The sequence below is a fragment of the Streptomyces sp. NBC_00663 genome (genome assembly GCF_036226885.1).
GTDB lineage: Bacteria > Actinomycetota > Actinomycetes > Streptomycetales > Streptomycetaceae > Streptomyces.
The window spans coordinates 8,413,121-8,433,044 of record NZ_CP109027.1 but is presented as its reverse complement, the minus strand read 5'-3'; the positions used below and the strand labels follow the sequence as shown (position 1 = coordinate 8,433,044).

Here is a 19,924-nt window from a genome sequence, read left to right as displayed (position 1 = left end):
CGGCGGTGCGCCTTCCGCCCGTAGATGAGGGTGCCTACCGTGCGAGACAGGGCACCCCGCCGTATCCGCCGGGACGAGTGAGTCGCATGTTCCAGAACGCAGAGAAATCCAGGAAGTTCCACGCGGACACGGACGCGGACGCGGACGTCCGGTTCAACCCGCCCTACTGGGCGTCGAGCTGGTGATCGGCCCAGACATAGGTCTCCGGCAGCAGGTCGGCGACGGGAACGGCGCGGACGAGGTCGCCGTGCCCGACGATGACCTCGATGGCGGGGAAGTAGTCGAGAAGGACCTGCCGGCATCGGCCGCACGGCGGGACGACGCCCCGGTCGCGGTCGCCCACGGCGACGATCGTGTCCAGCTCGTAGGTGCCCTGGGCGGCCGCCGTGCCGATGAGGACCAGTTCGGCGCAGGGTCCTCCGGTGAAGTGGTAGGCGTTCACCGCGGTGACGATCCGGCCGTCCCGGGCGCGGGCCGCCGCCGCCATGGTGTGCTGGTCGCCCCGGCAGCGGGTGCGGGCGACCTGCGCGGCGGCCTCGACGAGTTCGTGGTCGACGGGGTGGCTCTGCATGCTGACGATCTTCCCTTCCTGGTCCGCGCCACGACGCTAGTGCACCGAGAGCCCGCCGTCGACGAAGATCGACTGGCCGGTGACATAGGCGGAGGCACGGCTCGCGAGGAAGACCGCGGCGCCTTCGAAGTCCTCGGCCAGCCCGTTCCGCCCGACCATGGTCCGGGCGGCCAGCGCCTCGACCTTCTCGGGGTCGTTCGCGAGGCGGGCGTTGAGCGGGGTCATCACGAAGCCCGGCACGAGGGTGTTGCAGGTGACGCCGTACGGCGACCATGCCTCCGCCTGTGAGCGGGCGAGGGATTCCAGGCCGCCCTTGGAGACGCCGTAGGCGCCGCTCTGCACGAAGGCGCGGTGGGCCTGCTGGGAGGTGATGTGGATGATCCGCCCGAAGCCGCGCTCGGCCATGCCGGGGCCGAACCGCTGCCCGAGCAGGAAGGGCGCCTCCAGGTTGACGGCCATGGTGGTGTCCCACACGTCCTCGGCCAGCTCGCCCATCGGGGGCCGCAGGTTGACTCCGGCGGAGTTGACGAGGATGTCGGGCTCCCCGAAGGCCCGCACCGCCTCGTCGGCAGCCGCGCGCACACCGTCACGCGCACCGAGGTCGGCACTGACCCAGGCCGCCCGACAGCCGTCGCCCGTCAGCTCGTCCACGGTCGCCGCCAGCTCCGCCTCCTTGCGAGCCACCACCACGACGCTCGCTCCGGCACGGGCGAGCGCACCGGCGACGGCCCGGCCGATGCCGGAGCTGCCGCCGGTGACGAGGGCGACCCGGCCTTCCAGGGAGAACAGTGCGGAGAGATACGGCTGCTTGGTCATGTCCGCACCCTAGGCGGCAGCGCCCGGCGGCTTGTCGTCCGGGGGATCTGATCAGGGATCATGCCTGTATGTCCGCACCGCTGATCATCCACCGCGTCCTCGGAGACCACCCCTTCGCCGAGATCGGCGTGCCCTCGGCCGTCGCCGTGGGCGAGGAGCGGGGGGTCGTGGTCGTGGGCGGAGATCTCGGGGCGCTGCGGTGGTCCGGCGGCCGCGGCGGCGGGTACGGGTGGCGGGCGCACCGGATCGCGGTCTACGGCGCGGACGACCTACGCTGTCGCCGTCTGGTCGAGTCCCGCTGGCCCGTCCATTCCCTAGCCCTCCATCCGACGCTTCCACTCCTGGCCGTCGGCACAGGGGCGTACGACGGGGGGTACGCCTTCGAGGGCGAACTGCTGCTGGTCGACCTGGAGTCGGGCCGGTGCCGTTCGATGATGCGCAGCCCGCGCGAGATCCTGAAGGTGGGCTGGGAGAGCGCGCGGGAGCTGCGGCTCCTGGTGGCGCCGAGGGACGACGACAACGAGTGCGAGGAGGCCCACACGCATGCGTACGACGTCCTCGTCGAGCGGCCCGACTGGGCTGCCGCGCCCCGGGGTTCGGTGCAGCAGAAGGAGCTCGCCGGTCAGTGGGTGGAGCGCGAGGAGCCGACGGGTGATGCCGTCGAGCGGCTGGCCGAGCTGGTCGGGGAGCCGTGGTGGGAGCCGCGCCGCCAGGTCTGGGACGTGCGCGGGCTGCCGGACGGGCGGGTGCTGGCCTGCCTCGACGAGGTGCTGGCCGAGGCCTGGCTGCCGGACGGACGGTTGGACTGGTGCGTCGGGGACGAGGAGGGCGGACGTCAGCTCGCGGTCCGGGACGCGGACGCCTGGGTCAATGTGGAGCGGTGGCGTGAGCGTTGGGTGGGCCGGGAGAGGGTGGTCGAGCCGCCGCTCGTCGCCCGGGTGTCCCTGGCGGACGGGAAGACGATCGGCACCCTGGGTCTGGGGTTCCCCGTCCGGTTCACGCAGCGTCGGGACGGTTGGCTGGCCCTCTGCTCGACAGGCTCCGACACGAGCTTCAGGCCCCGTCCTCGACCGGTCGCCCTGATCACGCCCGCCGGGGAAACACCGAGCAGGACCGTGGAGCTGGGCGGACTCGACGCCGTCGAGCACTCCTTCCCCGTACGCCGCAGCAGTCGGCTGCTGTTCCTCCAGGGCGACGAGCGGGCGCCGCACCTGCGCCAACGGGTGGTCGAGGTCGACCCGGACGAACCCTCGGCACCCCGGCCGCTCTTCCCTCTCGACTGGCGGTCACCGGCCCGGCAGCTGTCCGGCGGCCCTGGCGTCGAGATCGGCACGGACCTGGTGTACGCGGGAGTGGCGCACGACACGAGCGGTCCCGCGCTCGTCAGCGCCTTCGTCGTACGGCGGAGTCCGACGGACGGCGCGATCCGCTGGGAGTTCGCCGCCGACCGCGGCATCACCGCACTGGACGGCGACGCCGGCACGGTCTACGTCGCCTTCAACTCCGGCGAGCTCATCGCCCTCAATGCCGAGGACGGAAGCGTACGTTGGCGGCACCGGCTGAAGATCGACGGCCTGTCCGTCGCGCCGCTGTCCCTCGAACTCACCGCCTCCGACCGGCTGTTGATCGGCACCGTCGACGGTCGCATCCTCGACTGCTCGACGACGCCATGACGAACGGCCGGAACTGAACGCTCCAGACCCGTTGACGCTCACCCACCCCCTCCCTATCGTCTGGTCGACTATTCGAATGGCGTTCGTAATTACGAACAGCCTCGATCGCGCCGCATCACGAGGAGCACACATGGCACCGCCCCTCTCCAGACGACACCTCCTCCAGGCCGCCGTCTTCACCGCCGCCGCGCCCGCGCTCTCGTACGTCGCGAGCGGCAGGGCCGTCGCCGCGACCTCCGCCGCACCCGCCGCCTGGTCCGTCCAGCCCTTCTCCCTGGACGAAGTGGCCCTGAAGGCAGGTGTGTTCACCGACAAACGGCAGTTGATGCTCGACCACGCGCGCGGCTACGACGTGAACCGGCTCGTCCAGGTCTTCCGCGCCAACGCCGGGCTCTCCACCGGCGGCGCGGTCGCGCCCGGCGGCTGGGAGGGGCTGGACGGCGAGGCCAACGGCAATCTGCGCGGGCACTACACCGGGCACTTCCTGACCATGCTGTCGCAGGCGTACGCGAGCACCGGCGAGCAGGTCTTCGCCGACAAGATCGCCACGATCGTCGGCGCGCTCACCGACGCCCGCGCCGCCCTGCGCACCGACCCCAAGATGCTGTCCGTCACCGGGAAATGGGGCGGCGCGCTGGAGAACGTGCGCGGCTCCTACCAGTACGTCGACCTGCCCGCCGCGGTGCTCGGTGGGGCCTCCGCGATCACGCTGTCGGTGTGGGTGAAGCCCACGCACGACGCCAACTGGCAGCGGATCTTCGACTTCGGCAACAACACCACCCGGTACATGTACCTGGCCGGCCGCAACGCGAGCGGTGTGCCCCGGTTCGCCATCACCACCAGCGGGGCCGGCGGCGAACAGGGCCTCAACGGTACGGCCGCGCTGCCACTGAACCAGTGGAGCCACCTCGCGGTCACGATCTCCGGCAGCACCGGGACCCTGTACGTCAACGGAACCGCCGTCGCCACGAACACCGCGATGACGCTCAACCCGGCGACGCTCGGCACCCTCACCAACAACTGGCTCGGCCGCTCGAACTACGCGGGCGACCCCGTCTACGCGGGCGGCTTCGACGAGTTCAACGTCTGGTCACGGGCCCTGACCCAGGCCGAGATCACCTCACTTCAGACCAAGGAGGCCAAGCTCTCCACCGCGGGACTGGGCAACCTCGCCTCGTACTACTTCCAGGCCACGAGCGGCGGGACCTTCGCCGACGCGTCCGGCCGCGGCCTGACCGCGACCCTGCGCCGCACCTGGGGCGGGCCGAGCCACCCCGGGTTCCTGGCGGCCTACCCGGAGACGCAGTTCATCACCCTGGAGTCGATGACCGCGAGCGACTACACCAAGGTGTGGGCGCCGTACTACACCGCGCACAAGATCCTGCGCGGTCTGCTGGACGCGTACACCGCCACCGGTGACGCCCGCGCCCTCGACCTCGCCTCCGGCATGGGCGACTGGATGCACTCCCGGCTGTCGGTGCTGCCCGAGGCGACACTCCAGCGGATGTGGGGCCTGTTCTCCAGCGGGGAGTTCGGCGGCATCGTCGAGGCGATCGTCGACCTGTACGCCGCCACCGGGAAGACCGAACACCTCGCGCTGGCCAAGCTGTTCGACCTCGACTCGCTCATCGACGCCTGCGCCGCGAACACGGACACCCTGAACGGCCTGCACGCCAACCAGCACATACCGATCTTCACGGGGCTGCTGCGGCTGTACGACGCGACGGGCGAGACGCGTTACCTCACCGCCGCGAAGAACTTCTGGGGCATGGTCGTACCGAACCGTATGTACGGCATCGGCGGCACCAGCACCGGCGAGTTCTGGAAGGCGTCCGGGCTGATCGCGGGCACGATCAGCGACACCGACGCCGAGACGTGCTGCGCGTACAACCTGCTCAAGCTCAGCCGGACCCTGTTCTTCCACGAGCAGACCCCGAAGTACATGGACTACTACGAGCGGGCCCTCTACAACCAGGTCCTCGGCTCCAAGCAGGACAAGGCCGACGCGGAGAAGCCGCTCGTCACGTACTTCATCGGGCTGACGCCCGGTCATGTCCGGGACTACACGCCCAAGCAGGGCACCACCTGCTGCGAGGGCACGGGCATGGAGAGCGCCACCAAGTACCAGGACTCGGTGTACTTCAAGGCCGCCGACGGCAGCGCGCTGTACGTCAACCTCTACAGCCCCTCCCAACTGACCTGGGCGCAGAAGGGGGTGACGGTCACTCAGACCACCAGCTACCCGCGCGAGCAGGGCACGACCCTCACCTTCGGCGGCAGCAGCGCGGCCTTCGCCCTGAAGCTGCGGGTGCCGTCGTGGGCGACGGCCGGGTTCCAGGTGACCGTCAACGGCGCCGCGGTGAGCGGCACTCCGGCCGCCGGGAGCTACTTCACGGTGTCGCGGACCTGGAAGGCGGGCGATGTCGTCCGTGTCACCGTCCCCTTCCGGCTGCGGGTCGAAAAGGCCCTGGACGACCCGTCGTTGCAGACCCTCTTCTACGGCCCCGTCAACCTGGTCGCCCGCAACTCCGCCACCAGCTATCTGTCGTTCGGGCTGTACGCCAACGCGGCCCTCTCCGGAGACCTGCTGCCCACCCTCACCCCGGTGAGCGGCACGCCCCTCCACTACACCCTCAACGGCACCGAGTTCGCGCCCTTCATGGAGGGGACGGAGAACCCCACGCACGCCTACTTCCGGCGCGCGGAACCCAAGGTCGTCTTCGGCACGCTCGACTCCGGGATCGCCAACCCCGCGAAGTCGGACGGCACCACGCTGCTCGACGAGATCTGGGCGGGGGCGCCCTTCGCGAGCAAGAGCGCGCTGGTGGCCAAGGTGACGAGCACCGTGAACGCGTGGGTGTCCGCCGGGCTGCTCTCCCAGGCCAACGGGCAGACGGTGATCAACACGGCGGGGCAGGCGACCTACGTGTCCTGAAACGCGCGGACAGCGGTCCTACGAGCGGCGGCGGGGCTTTCCGCGCTTGGCGCTCTGGGCCTTCTTGGCGGCGGGCGGCTTGCGTCGCCCGCCGGCCGCGTCGGGACGCCGGGGCTGCTTCTTCTGCTCGGCCTTCGCCTTGGCCTTGTCGTCGGCCTTGCCCGGGGTCGTGGAGCGGCCCCGCGTGCTGTTGACCGTACGGCCGCGGACGATGCCGATGAAGTCCTCGACCATGTCCGTGGTCGCCTCCTCCGGCCACGCCAGGGCGACGGAGGACTCAGGGGCGTCCGTGACCGGCCGGTAGGTCAGGTCCTTGCGGTGGTACAGCCGCGCCAGCGACTGCGGGACGACGAGCACCCCGATACCGGCCGCGACCAGGTCGATCGCATCCTCCGTGGTCGCGGGCCGCTCGAAGGCCGGCTCCCCCGGCGGCTGCTCCCAGTCGAAGACGTCGTCGAAGGGGTGCAGCACGGTCTCGTCGGCCAGATCGTCGAGGGTCACCTGGTCGACGGCGGCGATGACGTGGTCCTTGGGGACGACGACGACCGTGGTCTCGGTGTAGAGGGGGATGGCGCTGAAGAACGTACGGTCGACCGGCAGCCGTACGAGACCGGCGTCCGCGGAGCCGTCCCGCAGGGCGTCGACCGCCTCCGTGCCGGAGAGCTGGAGGAGGGTCAGCTGAACGTCCGGCAGCCGCTCGTGCCAGATCCGCACCCACTTCGCGGGGGTCGCTCCCGGGACGTAGGCGAGCCGGAACGCCGTGGCTTCGTCCGGGCCGGTCATCGGGGGTTCTTCCACGCCTGTCACCTGGCCAGGTTACCCGCCGTGGTCGGCGGAGGTTCACCCAGTCGATACCCTGGACACCATGACGCAGCACCAGAGCCCCCAGACGATGAAGCCCGCGACCGCGGCGAAGAAGCTGGGTGTGTACCTTGAGGCCACCCCCGCCGAGTTCCGTGAGGGTGTCGTCTCGCGGGCCCAGCTCAACGAGCTCCAGACCAATCCGCCCCAGTGGCTCCAGGACCTGCGCGCCAACGGCCCGCACCCCCGCCCCGTGGTCGCCGCCAAGCTCGGCGTGTCCATCGCCGGTCTCGCGCGCGCCGGCGTGACCGAGCCGCTCACCACGGAGCAGATCGAGACGCTGAAGCAGGAGCAGCCCGAGTGGCTGGTCAAGGAGCGCACCACGCAGGCCGAGGTCCGCAAGGAGGGCGCCCGCGTCAAGAAGCTGCACGCCGAGAAGGCCGCACGCACCGACCGCTCCTGACACAGGGCGCCTCGGGGGCTCGGGGCGCTTCAGCACTTGGTTCCTTGCTGCGCGCCCTTGGTCCCTTTGAGGGCTGGGGCCCAGCCGGCCGCCCGGTGGTCCCACTCAGGACTCGGACTCAGCCGCCCGCCCGGTGGTCCCTTTCAGGCCTGGGATCCAGCCGCCCGCCCAGCCGGATCCGGGACAGCCCGCCGGCTGCGGCTGGTGAAGCGGCGGGGCTGCGTGCGATGACCGGACTCCTCGTCCGGTACGCCGGGATCGCGCTCGCGTTCACCGGCGTCTCTCCGCGCGGCATCCTCGCCCTGGTGATCGGCCTCATTCGCTCGGCACTGCGGGTGCCCTTCCACGCGCCCCTGCTCACCGACGCGCTTCCACCGTTGCGACGCGACCAGAGCCGCGCGGGGCCGCCGACCGCTCGCCCCTCACCCCTCAGGCCCCTCCATTCCCCCGCTGCACCCCTCTGGACGCCCCGCGAAACCCTGACCTACGCTGCGCGAGAAAGCGCTTTCTAGCCTGGCCATGCCAACGGAAAGGCAGCATCTCGTGCCGCACCGCGAGTCATCGTCCTGGTCGCGCAAGTCGTTCCTGAAGGGAATGGCCGCCGTGGGAGCGGCCCCCTTGATTCCTGGCCTGTCGCCCACGACGGCACACGCCGCGTCCACCGCGTCCGGGAGCCGCCCCGACTTCCCGCTGGTCGACGCGGGCACCGCCGTCGACGTCTACGTGGACGCGGCCGACGACGCCGCCGTGATCCGCGCCGCCGGCGATCTGCGGGCGGACGTCGAACGGGTCGGCGGGGTCAGACCGGGGCTGCTGCACACCCTGCCGGACAAGGCACCCGGCCTCGTCCTCGTCGGCACCCTCGGATCGAGTCCCGTCATCGACAAGCTCGTCGCCGACGGCCGCCTCGACGTCGCGCATGTGCGCGGACGCTGGGAAGCCTCCGTGACCCAGGTCGTCGAGCGCCCCGCGCCGGGTGTGGAACGCGCGCTGGTGATCGCGGGAAGCGACCGCCGTGGCACCGTCTACGGCGTCTACGACACCTCGGAGCGCATCGGTGTCTCACCCTGGTACTGGTGGGCGGACGTGCCGGTGGAACGCCGGGACACGGTGACGGTCCCGGCGGGCAGGTTCCTGCGCCGTGAGCCCTCCGTCCGCTACCGCGGTGTCTTCATCAACGACGAGCAGAACCTGACCACGTGGTCCCATCGCACCCAGGAGCCGGACAAGAACATCGGCCCGGAGACGTACAAACGGATCTTCGAGCTGCTGCTCCGCCTCAAGGCCAACTACCTGTGGCCCGCGATGCATCCGTACTCCGACTTCTTCAACAAGTACCGCGAGAACCCCGAACTGGCCGATGAGTACGGGATAGTCGTCGGTTCGAGTCACCCCGAGGCCCTGCTGCGCAACGGCGTCCACGAGTGGGAGCCGTGGGCCGCCGAGCACCCGAACGCCGACGGCAGCCTGCCGGTCTACGACTACACGGTGAACCCGGCCGTCATCTCCGACTACTGGCGGGCCCGCGCGAGACAGAACGCCGCCTACGAGAGCAGCTGGACGCTCGGCATGCGCGGGCTGCACGACACCGCGCTGGAGACGAAGTACGCGACGACCATCCCCGAGAAGGTCGTCGTGATGAACGACATCATCACCGACCAGCGCCGCATCCTCACCGAAGAGGTCGGCGCCTCGGTGGAACCGCAGATCTTCATCCCGTACAAGGAGGTCCTGGAGCTGTACAACGCGGGTGTCCAGGTCCCCGACGACGTGACGCTGATCTGGCCGGACGACAACCACGGCAACATGCGCCAGCTGCCGAACGACACCGAGCGCGCCCGGTCCGGCGGCAACGGCATCTACTACCACCTGTCCTACTGGGGCCGCCCGAAGAGCTATCTGTGGCTGGACACCACCCAACTGGCCAAGGTCTGGCAGGAGTTGCGCCGGGTGTACGAGCACGGCGTGGACCGCATGTGGATCTTCAACGTGGGTGACCTCAAATCGATCGAGACCGGCCTGTCCTTCTCGATGGACATGGCCTGGGACGTGGACCGTTGGGGTCCGGACGAGGTGGAGGACTTCCTCTCCGAGTGGGAGGGGCGGCAGTTCGGGCGCCGGTACGGCGGGGAGATCGCCGCGATCCGTACCGAGTACTACCGGCTCGCGGCGGAGCTGCGCCCCGAGTTCATCGCGCCCGGCATCCTGTCGGTGATCCATCACGGCGACGAGGCGGGGCGGCGGATGGCCGCGTACGACGCGTTGCTCGGGCGGGTGCGGGCGGTGGCGGCCGAGGTGCCCGCGGAGTGCGCGGACGCCTTCTACGAGCTGGTCGAATACCCGGTGCACGGGGCGTACTTGATGAACCTCAAGTACTACTGGGCGGACCGCAACGCGCTCGCCGTGCGGCAGGGCCGCGGGGCCGGCGCCAACCGTTTCGCGGACCTGGCCCTGGCCGCGCACGCGGACGAGCAGGCGCTCACGCTGCGGTACAACACCCAGGTGGCGGGTGGGAAATGGGACGGCTACATCAACCCGTACCCCTCCCAGATCCCCAAGGCGCCGGGGCGGCCGACCGTCACCCGGGTCACCCGGACGGAGACGTCGGGGCTAGGGGTGGCGGCGGAGGGGAACGAGACGGGGGCGGCCCGGCCGCTGTCCTTCTCGTCCTACACCCGCGACCGTCGGTTCGTGGACGTCTTCAACACCGGTTTCCTGGCGCTGGACTGGACGGCGGAGGCGGGTGCCTCCTGGGTGCGGCTGAGTGCGTCGGGTGGCTCGCTGACCGAGCAGACGCGGGTGTGGGTCGAGGTCGACTGGGAGCGGGCGCCGGAGGGCACCCTCGACACCTCGGTCCTCCTCACCGGCGGCGGGCGGAGCGTCGAGGTGCCGATGCGGGTGGTCAACGAGGGTGCGCGGGCGCGGCGGCGGGCCCGGGGGTTCGTCGAGGCCAACGGCTACGTGTCGATCGACGCGGCGCACTTCGAGCAGCGGGTGGCCCGGGGCGGGGCGCGCTGGCGGGTCGTACGGGGTCTCGGGCGTCGTACCGGAGCCGTGGAGGCGGTGCCGTCGACGGCGTCTTCGGTCACCGGCGACTTCGCCTCGCGGGCACCGGAGTTGAGGTACCGGGTGCGGTTCTCGTCGACCGGCTCCTTCCCCGTGACCGTGTTCCGGCTGCCCTCGCTCGACGAACGGGGGTATCGCCGGGTGGCCGTGGCGCTGGACGACCAGCCGGCCACCGTGCTCACCGGGCAATCCGTCGCCACCGGCAACCGGGGGGACGCGTGGGCCCGTAACGTCGAGGACGGCGTGGAGAAACTGACCACCACCGTGACCGTCGCCGAGCCCGGTGAACATGTGCTGCGGATCTTCATGGTGGACGCGGCGATCGCCGTGGACCAGATCGTGGTCGACACCGGCGCGCTGCCCGTCAGTTACCTGGCCGCGCCCGAGAGCTATCACCCCGTGTTCCGTCCCGAGCCGGCCTACGAGCCGGGTCTTGACGTGCCCGGGCAGTAGGACCGCCGTGCGGGCCGCCGGTCCCCCGTTCCGGCGGCCCGCACGGAAGAGGGAGAGAACCAGGCACCCCCTCCGGGCCTGTTCTCCCCCCAGCTGTTGCATTCTGGAACAGCTGGGTGACACGCAGGTATGGGTACAACTGCGTAGACGAGCGGGCGGAGAGGGAACGTGGCACAGGGGCTGGGCGGAGCCTACGAACGGATGCTGTCGGTGGCCGTGGCCGCACTTCACGAACGCGATCCCGACCTGCTCTGGCCGTCGGTCGCGGCCGCCCTGCCGGAGCTGTGCGGCGGCGAGACGCTGATCTACAAGCTGGACGACTGGAGCGAGGACGGCGGCACGCTGGGCCTGGCCTCCGATGTCGCCGCGGAGTTCGGCGGTCTCGGGGACGAGGCGATGGGGCTGCTACGCGCGGGCTACCCCTTCGCGGGGCACTACGCGGCCGTGCCGGACCGGACGCCGGTCACGGCGCGGACGGCCGCGGGGCGGGCCTGGGGCGCGAGCCGGACCGCCCGGCTGCTCGACGACCTCATGGACGTCGACCAGGTGCTGGGCATACCGCTGCCGGGGTCCGGTGCGCCCGTCACCGGTTGTCTCGTCTACCGCTCGGGCCGGGACTTCACCGAGGACGAGGTGCGGGTCGCGGGCCTGCTCCAGCCGCTGCTCGCCGGGATCGAGCAGCAGCGGCAGCTCCTGGAACGGCTGCGGCGCACCGCCGTGCCGCAGGCCGATACGGCCGAGGCGGGGCTCACGCCCCGGGAGACGACCGTGCTCCTCCTGCTCACCGACGCGCTGACCGCCGCCGCCATGGGCCGCAGGCTCGGTATCTCGGAGCGGACGGTGCACAAGCACGTCGCGAACATCTACCGCAAGCTCGGCACCCACGACCGGCTCGGAACCGTGCTGCGCGCCCAGCAGTTGGGGCTGGTGCCGGCGCCCGCCTCACTGCGGTGAGGGCATCCCGCCGCCGTTGCCCTGGAGCCGCTCCAGGTCGGACGGCCGTACCTGAATGGCGAGTACGGCGATCAGCGCGGCGACCGCGGTGAAGATCGCCGCGACGATGAACGCGGCCGAGACCCCGGCGGTGAGGACCTGGTCGGCCCACTTCCCGGGCAGTTGTCCCGTGCGCTTGAAGAAGAGCTGCTCGGCCGGGGTGGCCTGCGCGAAGAACTTCTCGGTCTCGTTGCTGCTGGCCGTGCCGAACGTCGTGACCAGGATGGACAGTCCGAGCGAACCGCCCACCTGCTGGGTCGCGTTGAGCAGCCCGGAGGCCGCGCCGGTCTCCTGTACGGGCACGTCGGAGAGCGCCATCAGCGTCAGCGACACGAACTCCATGCCCATACCGAGGCTGAACACCAGCATCGGGCCGAGGACGCTGCCCGCGTAGGTGGAGTGGATGTCGGTCAGCGTCAGCCAGGCGAGTCCGGCCGCGGCGAGGATCGCGCCCACCACCATGAACGGTTTGGGCCCGTAGACGGGCAGGAACCGCGAGGCCAGCCCGGCACCGACCGCGATGACCACGCTGACCGGCAGGAACGCGAACCCGGCCTGCAACGGGCTGAAGTCCAGGACGTTCTGCACGAAGAGCGTGAGGAAGAAGAACATCCCGAAGATCGCCGCCGCGAGGCAGAGCATGATGCCGTAGGTCCCCGCCCGGTTGCGGTCGGCGAACATGTGCAGCGGCGTGATCGGCTGCCGGGAGCGCCGCTCGATGAGGACGAAGGCGGTGAGGACGACGACCGCCGCGCCGAACGAGCCCAGGGTGTACGGGTCCCGCCAGCCCTCCTGGGCGGCCCTGATGAACCCGTACACCAGCAGCACCATGCCGACGGTGGAGGCCAGCGCGCCGGCGATGTCGAAGTGGCCGGGATGACGCTCGGACTCCCTGATCCAGCGGGGCGCGGCGAGCGCGATGAGCAGTCCGATGGGGACGTTGACGAACAGCACCCAGCGCCAGTTGAGGTACTCGACGAGGATGCCGCCGGCCAGCAGTCCGATCGCGCCGCCGCCCGCCGAGACCGCGGCGAACACCCCGAACGCCCGGTTGCGTTCCGGGCCTTCGCGGAACGTGGTGCTGATCAGGGCGAGCGAGGTCGGGGAGGCGATGGCGCCGCCGACGCCCTGGAAGGCGCGCGCGGCGAGGAGTTGGGCCTCGTTCTGGGAGAGCCCGCCGAGCAGGGACGCCAGCACGAAGAGCAGCACGCCCACGATGAACATCCGCCGTCGCCCGAGGATGTCGCCGGTGCGCCCGCCGAGCAGCAGCAGACCGCCGAAGGTGAGGGTGTAGGCGTTGACCACCCAGGACAGGCTGGTGGTGGAGAAGTCGAGCGAGCGCTGGATGTCCGGCAGGGCGATGTTCACGATGGTGATGTCGAGGACCACCATCAGCTGACATGAGGCGATGACCAGCAGCGCCATGGCGTTTCCGCCACCCCCGGTGCCGGGGGTGGCCGTCTTCGCGGTGGAACTGGAACTGGAGCTGGTCATGGGCGTCGCACTCTCGGGAGTGGCACCGTCACCACGGGTCAGTGAACGGTGCCGTCCACTAGACGACCGTACGCCGGTGTGACGCCCGTCACCACTCGATAGGGAAATCCGGCGGCCGGCTCAGCCGATCACGAACAGCAGATCGCCGCCCTCCACCTGCTGGATCCGGTTGATGGCCAGCCGGGACACCTTCCCCGCCTTCGGGGCGGTGATCGCGGCCTCCATCTTCATCGCCTCGATGGTGGCGACCGTGCCGCCGGCCTCGACCTCGTCGCCCTCGGCGACCGCGAGGGTCACCACGCCGGCGAACGGCGCCGCGACATGGCCGGGGTTGGAGCGGTCGGCCTTCTCGGTAACGGGGATGTCGGAGGCGGCGGCCTCGTCCCGGACCTGGATGGGCCGCAACTGGCCGTTGAGCGTGGACATCACGGTCCGCATCCCGCGCTCGTCGGCCTCACCGACGGCCTCCAGACCCATCAACAGCCGGACGCCGGGCTCCAGGTCGACGGCGTACTCCTGGCCCGGGCGCAGCCCGTAGAAGAAGTCCTTGCTGTCGAGGACACTGGTGTCGCCGTAGGTCTGCCGGTGCGTCTCGAACTCCCGCGTCGGGCCGGGGAACAGCAGCCGGTTGAGCGTGGCACGCCGGTCCTTGTCCAGCCCGTCGCGGTCCTCGGCCGTCAGCTGCGGTGCGGGCTTGGCGGCGGCGCGGCCCTCCAGGGCCCGGCTGCGGAACGGCTCCGGCCAGCCGCCGGGCGGGGTGCCCAGCTCCCCGCGGAGGAAGCCGATGACCGAGTCGGGGATGTCGAACCGCTCCGGCGTCGCCTCGAACTCCTCCGGCGACACCCCCGCGCCGACCAGGTGCAGGGCGAGGTCGCCGACCACCTTGGACGACGGGGTGACCTTCACGAGATGGCCGAGGATCTTGTCGGCGGCGGCGTACATCGCCTCGATGTCCTCGAAGCGGTCGCCGAGACCGAGGGCGACGGCCTGGGTGCGCAGGTTGGAGAGCTGGCCGCCCGGGATCTCGTGGTCGTAGACCCGCCCGGTCGGCGAGGCGAGGCCCGCCTCGAAGGGGGCGTAGATCCGGCGGACGCTCTCCCAGTACGGCTCCAGGTCGCCGACCGCGAGCAGGTCGAGGCCGGTGGGCCGGGCGGAGTGGTCGGTGGCGGCGACGATCGCCGACAGGGACGGCTGGGACGTCGTACCGGCCATGGAGGCCACCGCCCCGTCCACGGCGTCCGCCCCGGCCTGGATCGCGGCCAGGTAGGTGCCGAGCTGGCCGCCCGCGGTGTCGTGGGTGTGGATGTGCACCGGCAGGTCGAACTCCCGCCGCAGCGCCGATACGAGGGTGGCGGCGGCCGGCGCCCGCAGCAGACCGGCCATGTCCTTGACGGCCAGGATGTGCGCGCCCGCCTCGACGATCTGCTCGGCGAGCCTCAGGTAGTAGTCGAGGGTGTAGAGCCGCTCGTTCGGGTTCGACAGATCGGAGGTGTAGCAGAGGGCGACCTCGGCGATCGCGGTGCCGGTCTCGCGTACGGCCTCGATGGCGGGCCGCATCTGGCCGACGTCGTTGAGCGCGTCGAAGACGCGGAAGATGTCGATGCCGGTGGCGGCGGCCTCCTGCACGAAGGCGTCGGTCACCTCGGTCGGGTACGGCGTGTAGCCGACGGTGTTGCGGCCGCGCAGCAGCATCTGGAGGCAGATGTTGGGGACGGCCTCGCGCAGGGCGGCAAGGCGTTCCCACGGGTCCTCGGCGAGGAAGCGCAGGGCGACGTCGTAGGTGGCGCCGCCCCAGCACTCCAGCGAGAGGAGTTCGGGCAGGGTGCGGGCGACGACCGGGGCGACGGCGAGCAGGTCCTTGGTGCGCACGCGGGTCGCGAGCAGGGACTGGTGGGCGTCACGGAACGTGGTGTCGGTGACCCCGATGGTCGGGGACTCGCGCAGCCAACGGGCGAAGCCCTCCGGGCCGAGCTCGGTGAGCCTCTGCTTCGAACCGGCGGGCGGCACCTCGGCGGTGGGCCTCGGCAGCTTGGTCGCCGGGTCGATCAGCTGGGGGCGCTCGCCGTGCGGCTTGTTGACGGTGACGTCGGCGAGGTAGGTGAGCAGCTTGGTGCCGCGGTCCGCGGAGGTGCGGGAGGTGAGCAGGTGCGGGCGCTGCTCGATGAAGGACGTGGTGACGCGGCCCCCCTGGAAGTCCGGGTCGTCCAGCACGGCCTGAAGGAAGGGGATGTTGGTGGCCACGCCGCGGATGCGGAACTCGGCGACGGCACGCCGGGCGCGCCTGACGGCGGTACCGAAGTCCCGGCCCCGGCAGGTGAGTTTGACCAGCATCGAGTCGAAGTGGGCGCTGATCTCCGTACCGGCGTGGGTGGTTCCGCCGTCGAGACGGATGCCGGAGCCGCCGGGCGAGCGGTAGGCGCTGATCCGGCCGGTGTCCGGGCGGAAGCCGTTGGCGGGGTCCTCGGTGGTGATCCGGCACTGGAGGGCGGCGCCGTGCAGGGTGACGGTCTCCTGGGACAGCCCCAGGTCGTCGAGCGACTCACCGGCGGCGATGCGCAGTTGGGACTGGACGAGGTCGACGTCGGTGACCTCCTCGGTCACCGTGTGCTCGACCTGGATGCGCGGGTTCATCTCGATGAAGACGTGGTTGCCGGCCGGGTCGAGGAGGAACTCGACGGTACCGGCGTTGCGGTAGCCGATCTCGCGGGCGAAGCGCACGGCGTCCGCGCAGATCCGGTCGCGGAGCTCCGGGTCGAGGTTCGGTGCCGGGGCCAGCTCGATGACCTTCTGGTGGCGGCGCTGGACGGAACAGTCGCGCTCGAAGAGGTGGATGACGTTGCCCTGGCCGTCGGCGAGGATCTGCACCTCGATGTGGCGCGGTTCGACGACGGCCTTCTCCAGGAAGACGGTCGGGTCGCCGAACGCGGAGGCCGCCTCACGGGCCGCCGCCTCGATGGACTCCCGCAGCTGGGCCGGGTCCTCGACGCGCCGCATACCGCGTCCGCCACCACCGGCGACGGCCTTCACGAACACCGGGAAGCCGATGTCCTCGGCGGCCCGCACCAGCTCGTCCACGTCGCTGGAGGGCTCGGAGGAACCGAGGACAGGCACTCCGGCCGCGCGGGCGGCGGCCACCGCCCTCGCCTTGTTGCCGGTGAGTTCGAGGATGTCGGCGCTCGGCCCGACGAAGGTGATCCCGGCCTCCTCGCAGGCGCGGGCCAGCTCGGGGTTCTCGGAGAGGAACCCGTAGCCCGGGTAGACGGCGTCGGCGCCGGCCTGCCGAGCGGCCCGGATGATCTCCTCGACGGAGAGATAGGCCCGCACCGGATGTCCCGGCTCGCCGATCTCGTACGCCTCGTCGGCCTTGAGCCGGTGCAGTGAGTTGCGGTCCTCGTGGGGGAAGACGGCGACGGTCCTCGCGCCCAGTTCATAACCGGCGCGGAAGGCGCGAATCGCGATCTCGCCTCGGTTGGCTACCAGTACCTTGCGGAGCATTCCCGATCCCTTCGGCCTGCCGGTGACGGACACCATGGTCGCGGCTATGGCCGCCGGGTGCCATGAGAGGCAGGTCACTCGGAAACGGAGATTTCACCCGTTTGCCCGTTCCGCCCCCATCGGGTGTGGAGGGTGGCCGGCTTCCGGAAGACCAGACCGTACGGCGCCGCCGGCCGCTCCTCGTCGAGACACAGGCCCGGCAGCCGGGCGAGGAGGGTCCGCAGGGCGATGCGGGTCTCCAGGCGGGCGAGGTGCGCGGCGATGCAGTGGTGGGGGCCGTGGGCGAAGGCCAGTTGCAGACGGGCGTTCGCGCGGCGGACGTCGAAGCGGTCCGGGTCGGGGAAGACCGCCGGATCACGGTTGGCGCCGGTGAGGGAGACGGTGACCAGATCGCCGCGCCGGATCGTGGCCGGACCGAGGTCGGTGTCGCGGGTGGCGTAGCGGTCGACGACGGCGGCGCCGGGTTCGAGGCGCAGGGACTCCTCGATCGCGCCGTCGACGAGGTCGGGTTCGGCCTGGACCAGGGCGAGTTGATCGGGGTGACGGAGCAGATGCAGCAGCGCGTTGGTGATCATCGCCTCGGTGGTCTCGATGCCGCCGAACATCAGGACCGCGGCGTTGGAGGCGACCTCGGGCAGGGGCAGCCGGTCGGCGGCGGCACCGAGCAGGGAGGAGGTGCCGTGCGCGGCGACGGTGGCGTCGACGGCCGCCCGCAGCTCCACGTAGGCGGCGGCGCCGTGCGGGCTGGGCCGGTGCCCGGCGGTGATGTCGGAGACCGACGCCACGATCGCCTCGTACCAGGCCAGGACGGTGTCGGTGCCGACGCCGGTGAGACCGAGCGCCTCGGTGACGACGGCGACCGCGAGGGGCCCGGCGAAGGAGCGGCGCAGTTCGGCGGCGCCGGCCGGTTCGATGCCGGTGACGAGCCGGTCGGTCTCCTCCTCGATGAACGCGGCGAACCGGTCGTGCGTCTGCCGTGGCCGGAAGGGCGCGGCGAAGGGCTCGCGGTGCCGGACGTGCTCGGGGCCGTCGAGGGACAGCATGCTCGGGCCGACGACCTGGGCGGTGGAGAAGCGGGGGTCGTCGACGGTGAAGGTCCCGGCGTCCCGCATCACGGCGACGGCGAGATCCCGCCGGGTCACCAGCCAGCCGTTCAGTTCGGGCAGCCAGGACACGGGCTCCTGAGCGCGGAGCAGGGCGAGGCGGGGGTGGGGGTTGTCGGCGAGTTCGGCGAGGGTGGTGGCGGCGCCGAGGGGGAACGGTGTGGCTAGGGGCATGGGGCGTCCAGGGCGGAGTGGGTCGCGTCGGTCGGGTCCGGGGGCACGGGCCAGTCCTCGCCGGTGAGCGTCGCCGTCAGGCGTTCCTCGTCGAGGGTCACGCACACGTCCATGCCGCTCGCGACGGCCGGGGCGAAGGCGGCGGGCGGGGTGTCGTCGAGGAGGAGGACGAAGTGCAGGGCGAAGGCGGGCAGGTCCTGCGGCATGCCGTCGGCGTCGAGCCGCAGGTTGGCCTGCCAGGCGGCCTGGCACAGGACGGAGACGAACAGCCCGAGGAAGTCGGCGTGCAGCATCGCGTCGGCGTGCTCGATCAGGACGGCCGTCGCCCGCGCGCCGCCTCCGTGGTCGTGGCGGTCGTGGAGGCAGTCCACGAGGGCGTCCCAGTTGCGGCCGAAGTAGCCGGGGAAGGACAGCTCGTGCGCGAAGGCGGTGAACACGGCTGCGGGGTCGGACAGTTGACGCCCGTCCAGCCGGAACACCTCACCGCCCCGCGCCCGTAGCGCGGCGGTTTCGGCCGTCGGCCATGGGTCGTCGCGGCCGACGATGACAACCCAGGGCGGGCGGCGCTCGGTGAGCGTGGCGTGCACGGCGTCAACGCGCCAGGAAGTCGGCCAGGCCTGCCAGGAGCCGGTCGACGTCCTCGGCGTCGTTGTACGGCGCGAGCCCGATGCGCAGGCCGCCGGTGTCGCCGAGGCCGAGTCGGCGGGAGGCCTCGATCGCGTAGAAGGAGCCGGACGGCGCGTGGACGCCGCGCTCGGCGAGGAATCGGTAGGCGTCCACCGTGCCGTGGGCCGCGAAGGTCAGCAGCAGGGTGGGCGTGCGGTCCGCCGCGCGGGAGTGGATCGTGATCCCGTCCAGTGCGGCGAGGCCCTTGTCCAACTGGGTGCGCAGCGCGTGCTCGTGTGCTTCGAGTCCCGCGTAGGACGCCGCCAGGCGCTGTCGCCGTGTCCCGGTCGCCTGCGCGTCCATCCCTGCGAGGAAGTCGATCGCCGCCCTGGTCCCGGCGAGGAACTCGTAGGGCAGCGTGCCCAGTTCGAAGCGTTCCGGGACGGCGTCGGTGGACGGCAGGAGCTTGTCGGGGTGCAGCGTCCGAAGCAACTCCGGGCGGGCGGCGAGGACTCCGTGGTGCGGGCCGAGGAACTTGTACGGGGAGCAGATGTAGAAGTCGGCGCCGAGCCGTTCCAGGTCGAGCAACGTGTGCGCGGCGTGATGGACGCCGTCGACGTAGGCCAACGCACCCGCCTCGTGGGCCAGTCGGGAGATCGCGGGGATGTCGGGGCGGGTGCCGATGAGGTTGGACGCGGCGGTGACGGCGACCAGACGGGTCCGTTCGGACAGCACCGCGCGGATGGCGTCGACGGTCAGCTCGCCGGTGGCGGGGTCGAAGTCGGCCCAGCGCACGGTCGCTCCGGCCCGTTCGGCGGCCTGCGTCCACGGGCGGATGTTGGCGTCGTGGTCGAGGCGGGTGACGACCACCTCGTCGCCGGGTGACCAGGTCTTGGCGAGGGTGCGGGACATGTCGTAGGTGAGCTGGGTGGCGCTGCGGCCGAAGACGATCCCGGACGCCTCGGCGCCCAGCAGGTCGGCGAGGGCCGCGCGGGTCTCGGTGACGATCGTCTCGGCGTTCCGCTCCCCCGGCACGCCGTGCCCCCGGTTCGACAGGGGGTGGGCCAGGGCGTCGGCGATGGCGTCGATGACGGGCCGGGGCGTCTGGGTGCCGCCGGGGCCGTCGAAGTGGGCCGTTCCAGCCGCGAGGGCGGGGAACCGGGAGCGGAGGGCGGCGATGTCGTACGTCACGTGCAGCTCCTTCGAGGGTGGCCGGTGCACGAGTCAACATCATCGCCCGCTCCAGGGCGACCTCGCCCCCGCGTTCGCACCCCGAACGTC

13 protein-coding genes are annotated in these 19,924 nt (G+C 71.3%); 5 read left to right on the top strand and 8 right to left on the bottom strand.

What is annotated here, in order from left to right:
• Positions 1–163: 163 nt before the first annotated feature.
• The gene (locus OG866_RS38310; RefSeq protein ID WP_329341947.1) at positions 164–571 is read right to left on the bottom strand and encodes a cytidine deaminase; all 408 of its coding nucleotides are present in this window, start codon (positions 569–571) and stop codon (positions 164–166) included.
• A gap of 36 nt (positions 572–607) precedes the next feature.
• Positions 608–1,387, bottom strand: a complete 780-nt coding sequence (locus OG866_RS38305; protein WP_329341945.1) for an SDR family NAD(P)-dependent oxidoreductase — start codon at positions 1,385–1,387, stop codon at positions 608–610.
• A gap of 68 nt (positions 1,388–1,455) precedes the next feature.
• Between OG866_RS38305 and OG866_RS38300 the strand changes: the two genes are divergently transcribed.
• Positions 1,456–3,060: an outer membrane protein assembly factor BamB family protein gene (locus OG866_RS38300; protein WP_329341943.1), complete on the top strand. Its 1,605-nt coding sequence runs from the start codon at positions 1,456–1,458 to the stop codon at positions 3,058–3,060.
• A gap of 130 nt (positions 3,061–3,190) precedes the next feature.
• Positions 3,191–5,995, top strand: a complete 2,805-nt coding sequence (locus tag OG866_RS38295) for a beta-L-arabinofuranosidase domain-containing protein (protein ID WP_329341942.1) — start codon at positions 3,191–3,193, stop codon at positions 5,993–5,995.
• Between the two features lie 18 nt (positions 5,996–6,013).
• Here OG866_RS38295 and OG866_RS38290 read toward each other — a convergent pair whose 3' ends face one another.
• Positions 6,014–6,778, bottom strand: coding sequence for a LysR family substrate-binding domain-containing protein (locus OG866_RS38290; RefSeq protein WP_329344494.1), 765 nt, complete (start codon positions 6,776–6,778; stop codon positions 6,014–6,016).
• An 82-nt stretch (positions 6,779–6,860) separates the two neighbouring features.
• Between OG866_RS38290 and OG866_RS38285 the strand changes: the two genes are divergently transcribed.
• The 3 genes from OG866_RS38285 (at position 6,861) to OG866_RS38275 (ending at position 11,732) form a co-directional block, all read left to right on the top strand.
• Complete coding sequence (locus OG866_RS38285) at positions 6,861–7,259, top strand: DUF5997 family protein (protein ID WP_329341941.1); 399 nt, start codon at positions 6,861–6,863, stop codon at positions 7,257–7,259.
• Between the two features lie 594 nt (positions 7,260–7,853).
• A complete protein-coding gene (locus tag OG866_RS38280) occupies positions 7,854–10,778 on the top strand; it encodes a glycosyl hydrolase 115 family protein (RefSeq protein ID WP_329344493.1) in 2,925 nt (974 codons plus the stop codon).
• A 201-nt stretch (positions 10,779–10,979) separates the two neighbouring features.
• Positions 10,980–11,732 carry a helix-turn-helix transcriptional regulator gene (locus tag OG866_RS38275; protein ID WP_329344491.1) on the top strand — a complete coding sequence of 251 codons (753 nt, stop codon included), beginning with the start codon at positions 10,980–10,982 and terminating at the stop codon, positions 11,730–11,732.
• Here the strand turns inward: OG866_RS38275 and OG866_RS38270 are convergent.
• The 5 genes from OG866_RS38270 to OG866_RS38250 all read right to left on the bottom strand — a co-directional run bounded on the left by OG866_RS38270 (position 11,721) and on the right by OG866_RS38250 (position 19,834).
• Positions 11,721–13,196 (bottom strand): MFS transporter, encoded by a 1,476-nt coding sequence (locus tag OG866_RS38270; protein ID WP_443063674.1) that lies wholly within the window; start codon positions 13,194–13,196, stop codon positions 11,721–11,723. The two genes, OG866_RS38275 and OG866_RS38270, sit on opposite strands and share 12 nt — an antisense overlap.
• Before the next feature lie 189 nt (positions 13,197–13,385).
• Positions 13,386–16,760: a pyruvate carboxylase gene (locus OG866_RS38265; RefSeq protein ID WP_329341938.1), complete on the bottom strand. Its 3,375-nt coding sequence runs from the start codon at positions 16,758–16,760 to the stop codon at positions 13,386–13,388.
• 74 nt (positions 16,761–16,834) lie between these two features.
• Positions 16,835–18,037: a cytochrome P450 gene (locus OG866_RS38260; RefSeq protein ID WP_329341936.1), complete on the bottom strand. Its 1,203-nt coding sequence runs from the start codon at positions 18,035–18,037 to the stop codon at positions 16,835–16,837.
• Positions 18,028–18,624 carry a barstar family protein gene (locus tag OG866_RS38255; protein WP_329341934.1) on the bottom strand — a complete coding sequence of 199 codons (597 nt, stop codon included), beginning with the start codon at positions 18,622–18,624 and terminating at the stop codon, positions 18,028–18,030. The genes OG866_RS38260 and OG866_RS38255 overlap by 10 nt, the downstream gene beginning before the upstream one ends.
• 4 nt (positions 18,625–18,628) lie before the next feature.
• Complete coding sequence (locus tag OG866_RS38250) at positions 18,629–19,834, bottom strand: cysteine desulfurase-like protein (RefSeq protein WP_329341933.1); 1,206 nt, start codon at positions 19,832–19,834, stop codon at positions 18,629–18,631.
• Between the last annotated feature and the right edge of the window lie 90 nt (positions 19,835–19,924).

What these genes read in the sequence shown, in the direction of transcription:
- OG866_RS38265 (WP_329341938.1), bottom strand. Translation starts at nt 16,760, where the DNA reads ATGCTCCGCAAGGTACTGGTAGCCAACCGAGGCGAGATCGCGATTCGC.
- OG866_RS38290 (WP_329344494.1), bottom strand. Translation starts at nt 6,778, where the DNA reads ATGACCGGCCCGGACGAAGCCACGGCGTTCCGGCTCGCCTACGTCCCG.
- OG866_RS38275 (WP_329344491.1), top strand. Translation starts at nt 10,980, where the DNA reads ATGCTGTCGGTGGCCGTGGCCGCACTTCACGAACGCGATCCCGACCTG.
- OG866_RS38270 (WP_443063674.1), bottom strand. Translation starts at nt 13,196, where the DNA reads ATGGCGCTGCTGGTCATCGCCTCATGTCAGCTGATGGTGGTCCTCGAC.
- OG866_RS38295 (WP_329341942.1), top strand. Translation starts at nt 3,191, where the DNA reads ATGGCACCGCCCCTCTCCAGACGACACCTCCTCCAGGCCGCCGTCTTC.
- OG866_RS38305 (WP_329341945.1), bottom strand. Translation starts at nt 1,387, where the DNA reads ATGACCAAGCAGCCGTATCTCTCCGCACTGTTCTCCCTGGAAGGCCGG.
- OG866_RS38280 (WP_329344493.1), top strand. Translation starts at nt 7,854, where the DNA reads ATGGCCGCCGTGGGAGCGGCCCCCTTGATTCCTGGCCTGTCGCCCACG.
- OG866_RS38300 (WP_329341943.1), top strand. Translation starts at nt 1,456, where the DNA reads ATGTCCGCACCGCTGATCATCCACCGCGTCCTCGGAGACCACCCCTTC.
- OG866_RS38285 (WP_329341941.1), top strand. Translation starts at nt 6,861, where the DNA reads ATGACGCAGCACCAGAGCCCCCAGACGATGAAGCCCGCGACCGCGGCG.
- OG866_RS38260 (WP_329341936.1), bottom strand. Translation starts at nt 18,037, where the DNA reads ATGCCCCTAGCCACACCGTTCCCCCTCGGCGCCGCCACCACCCTCGCC.
- OG866_RS38310 (WP_329341947.1), bottom strand. Translation starts at nt 571, where the DNA reads ATGCAGAGCCACCCCGTCGACCACGAACTCGTCGAGGCCGCCGCGCAG.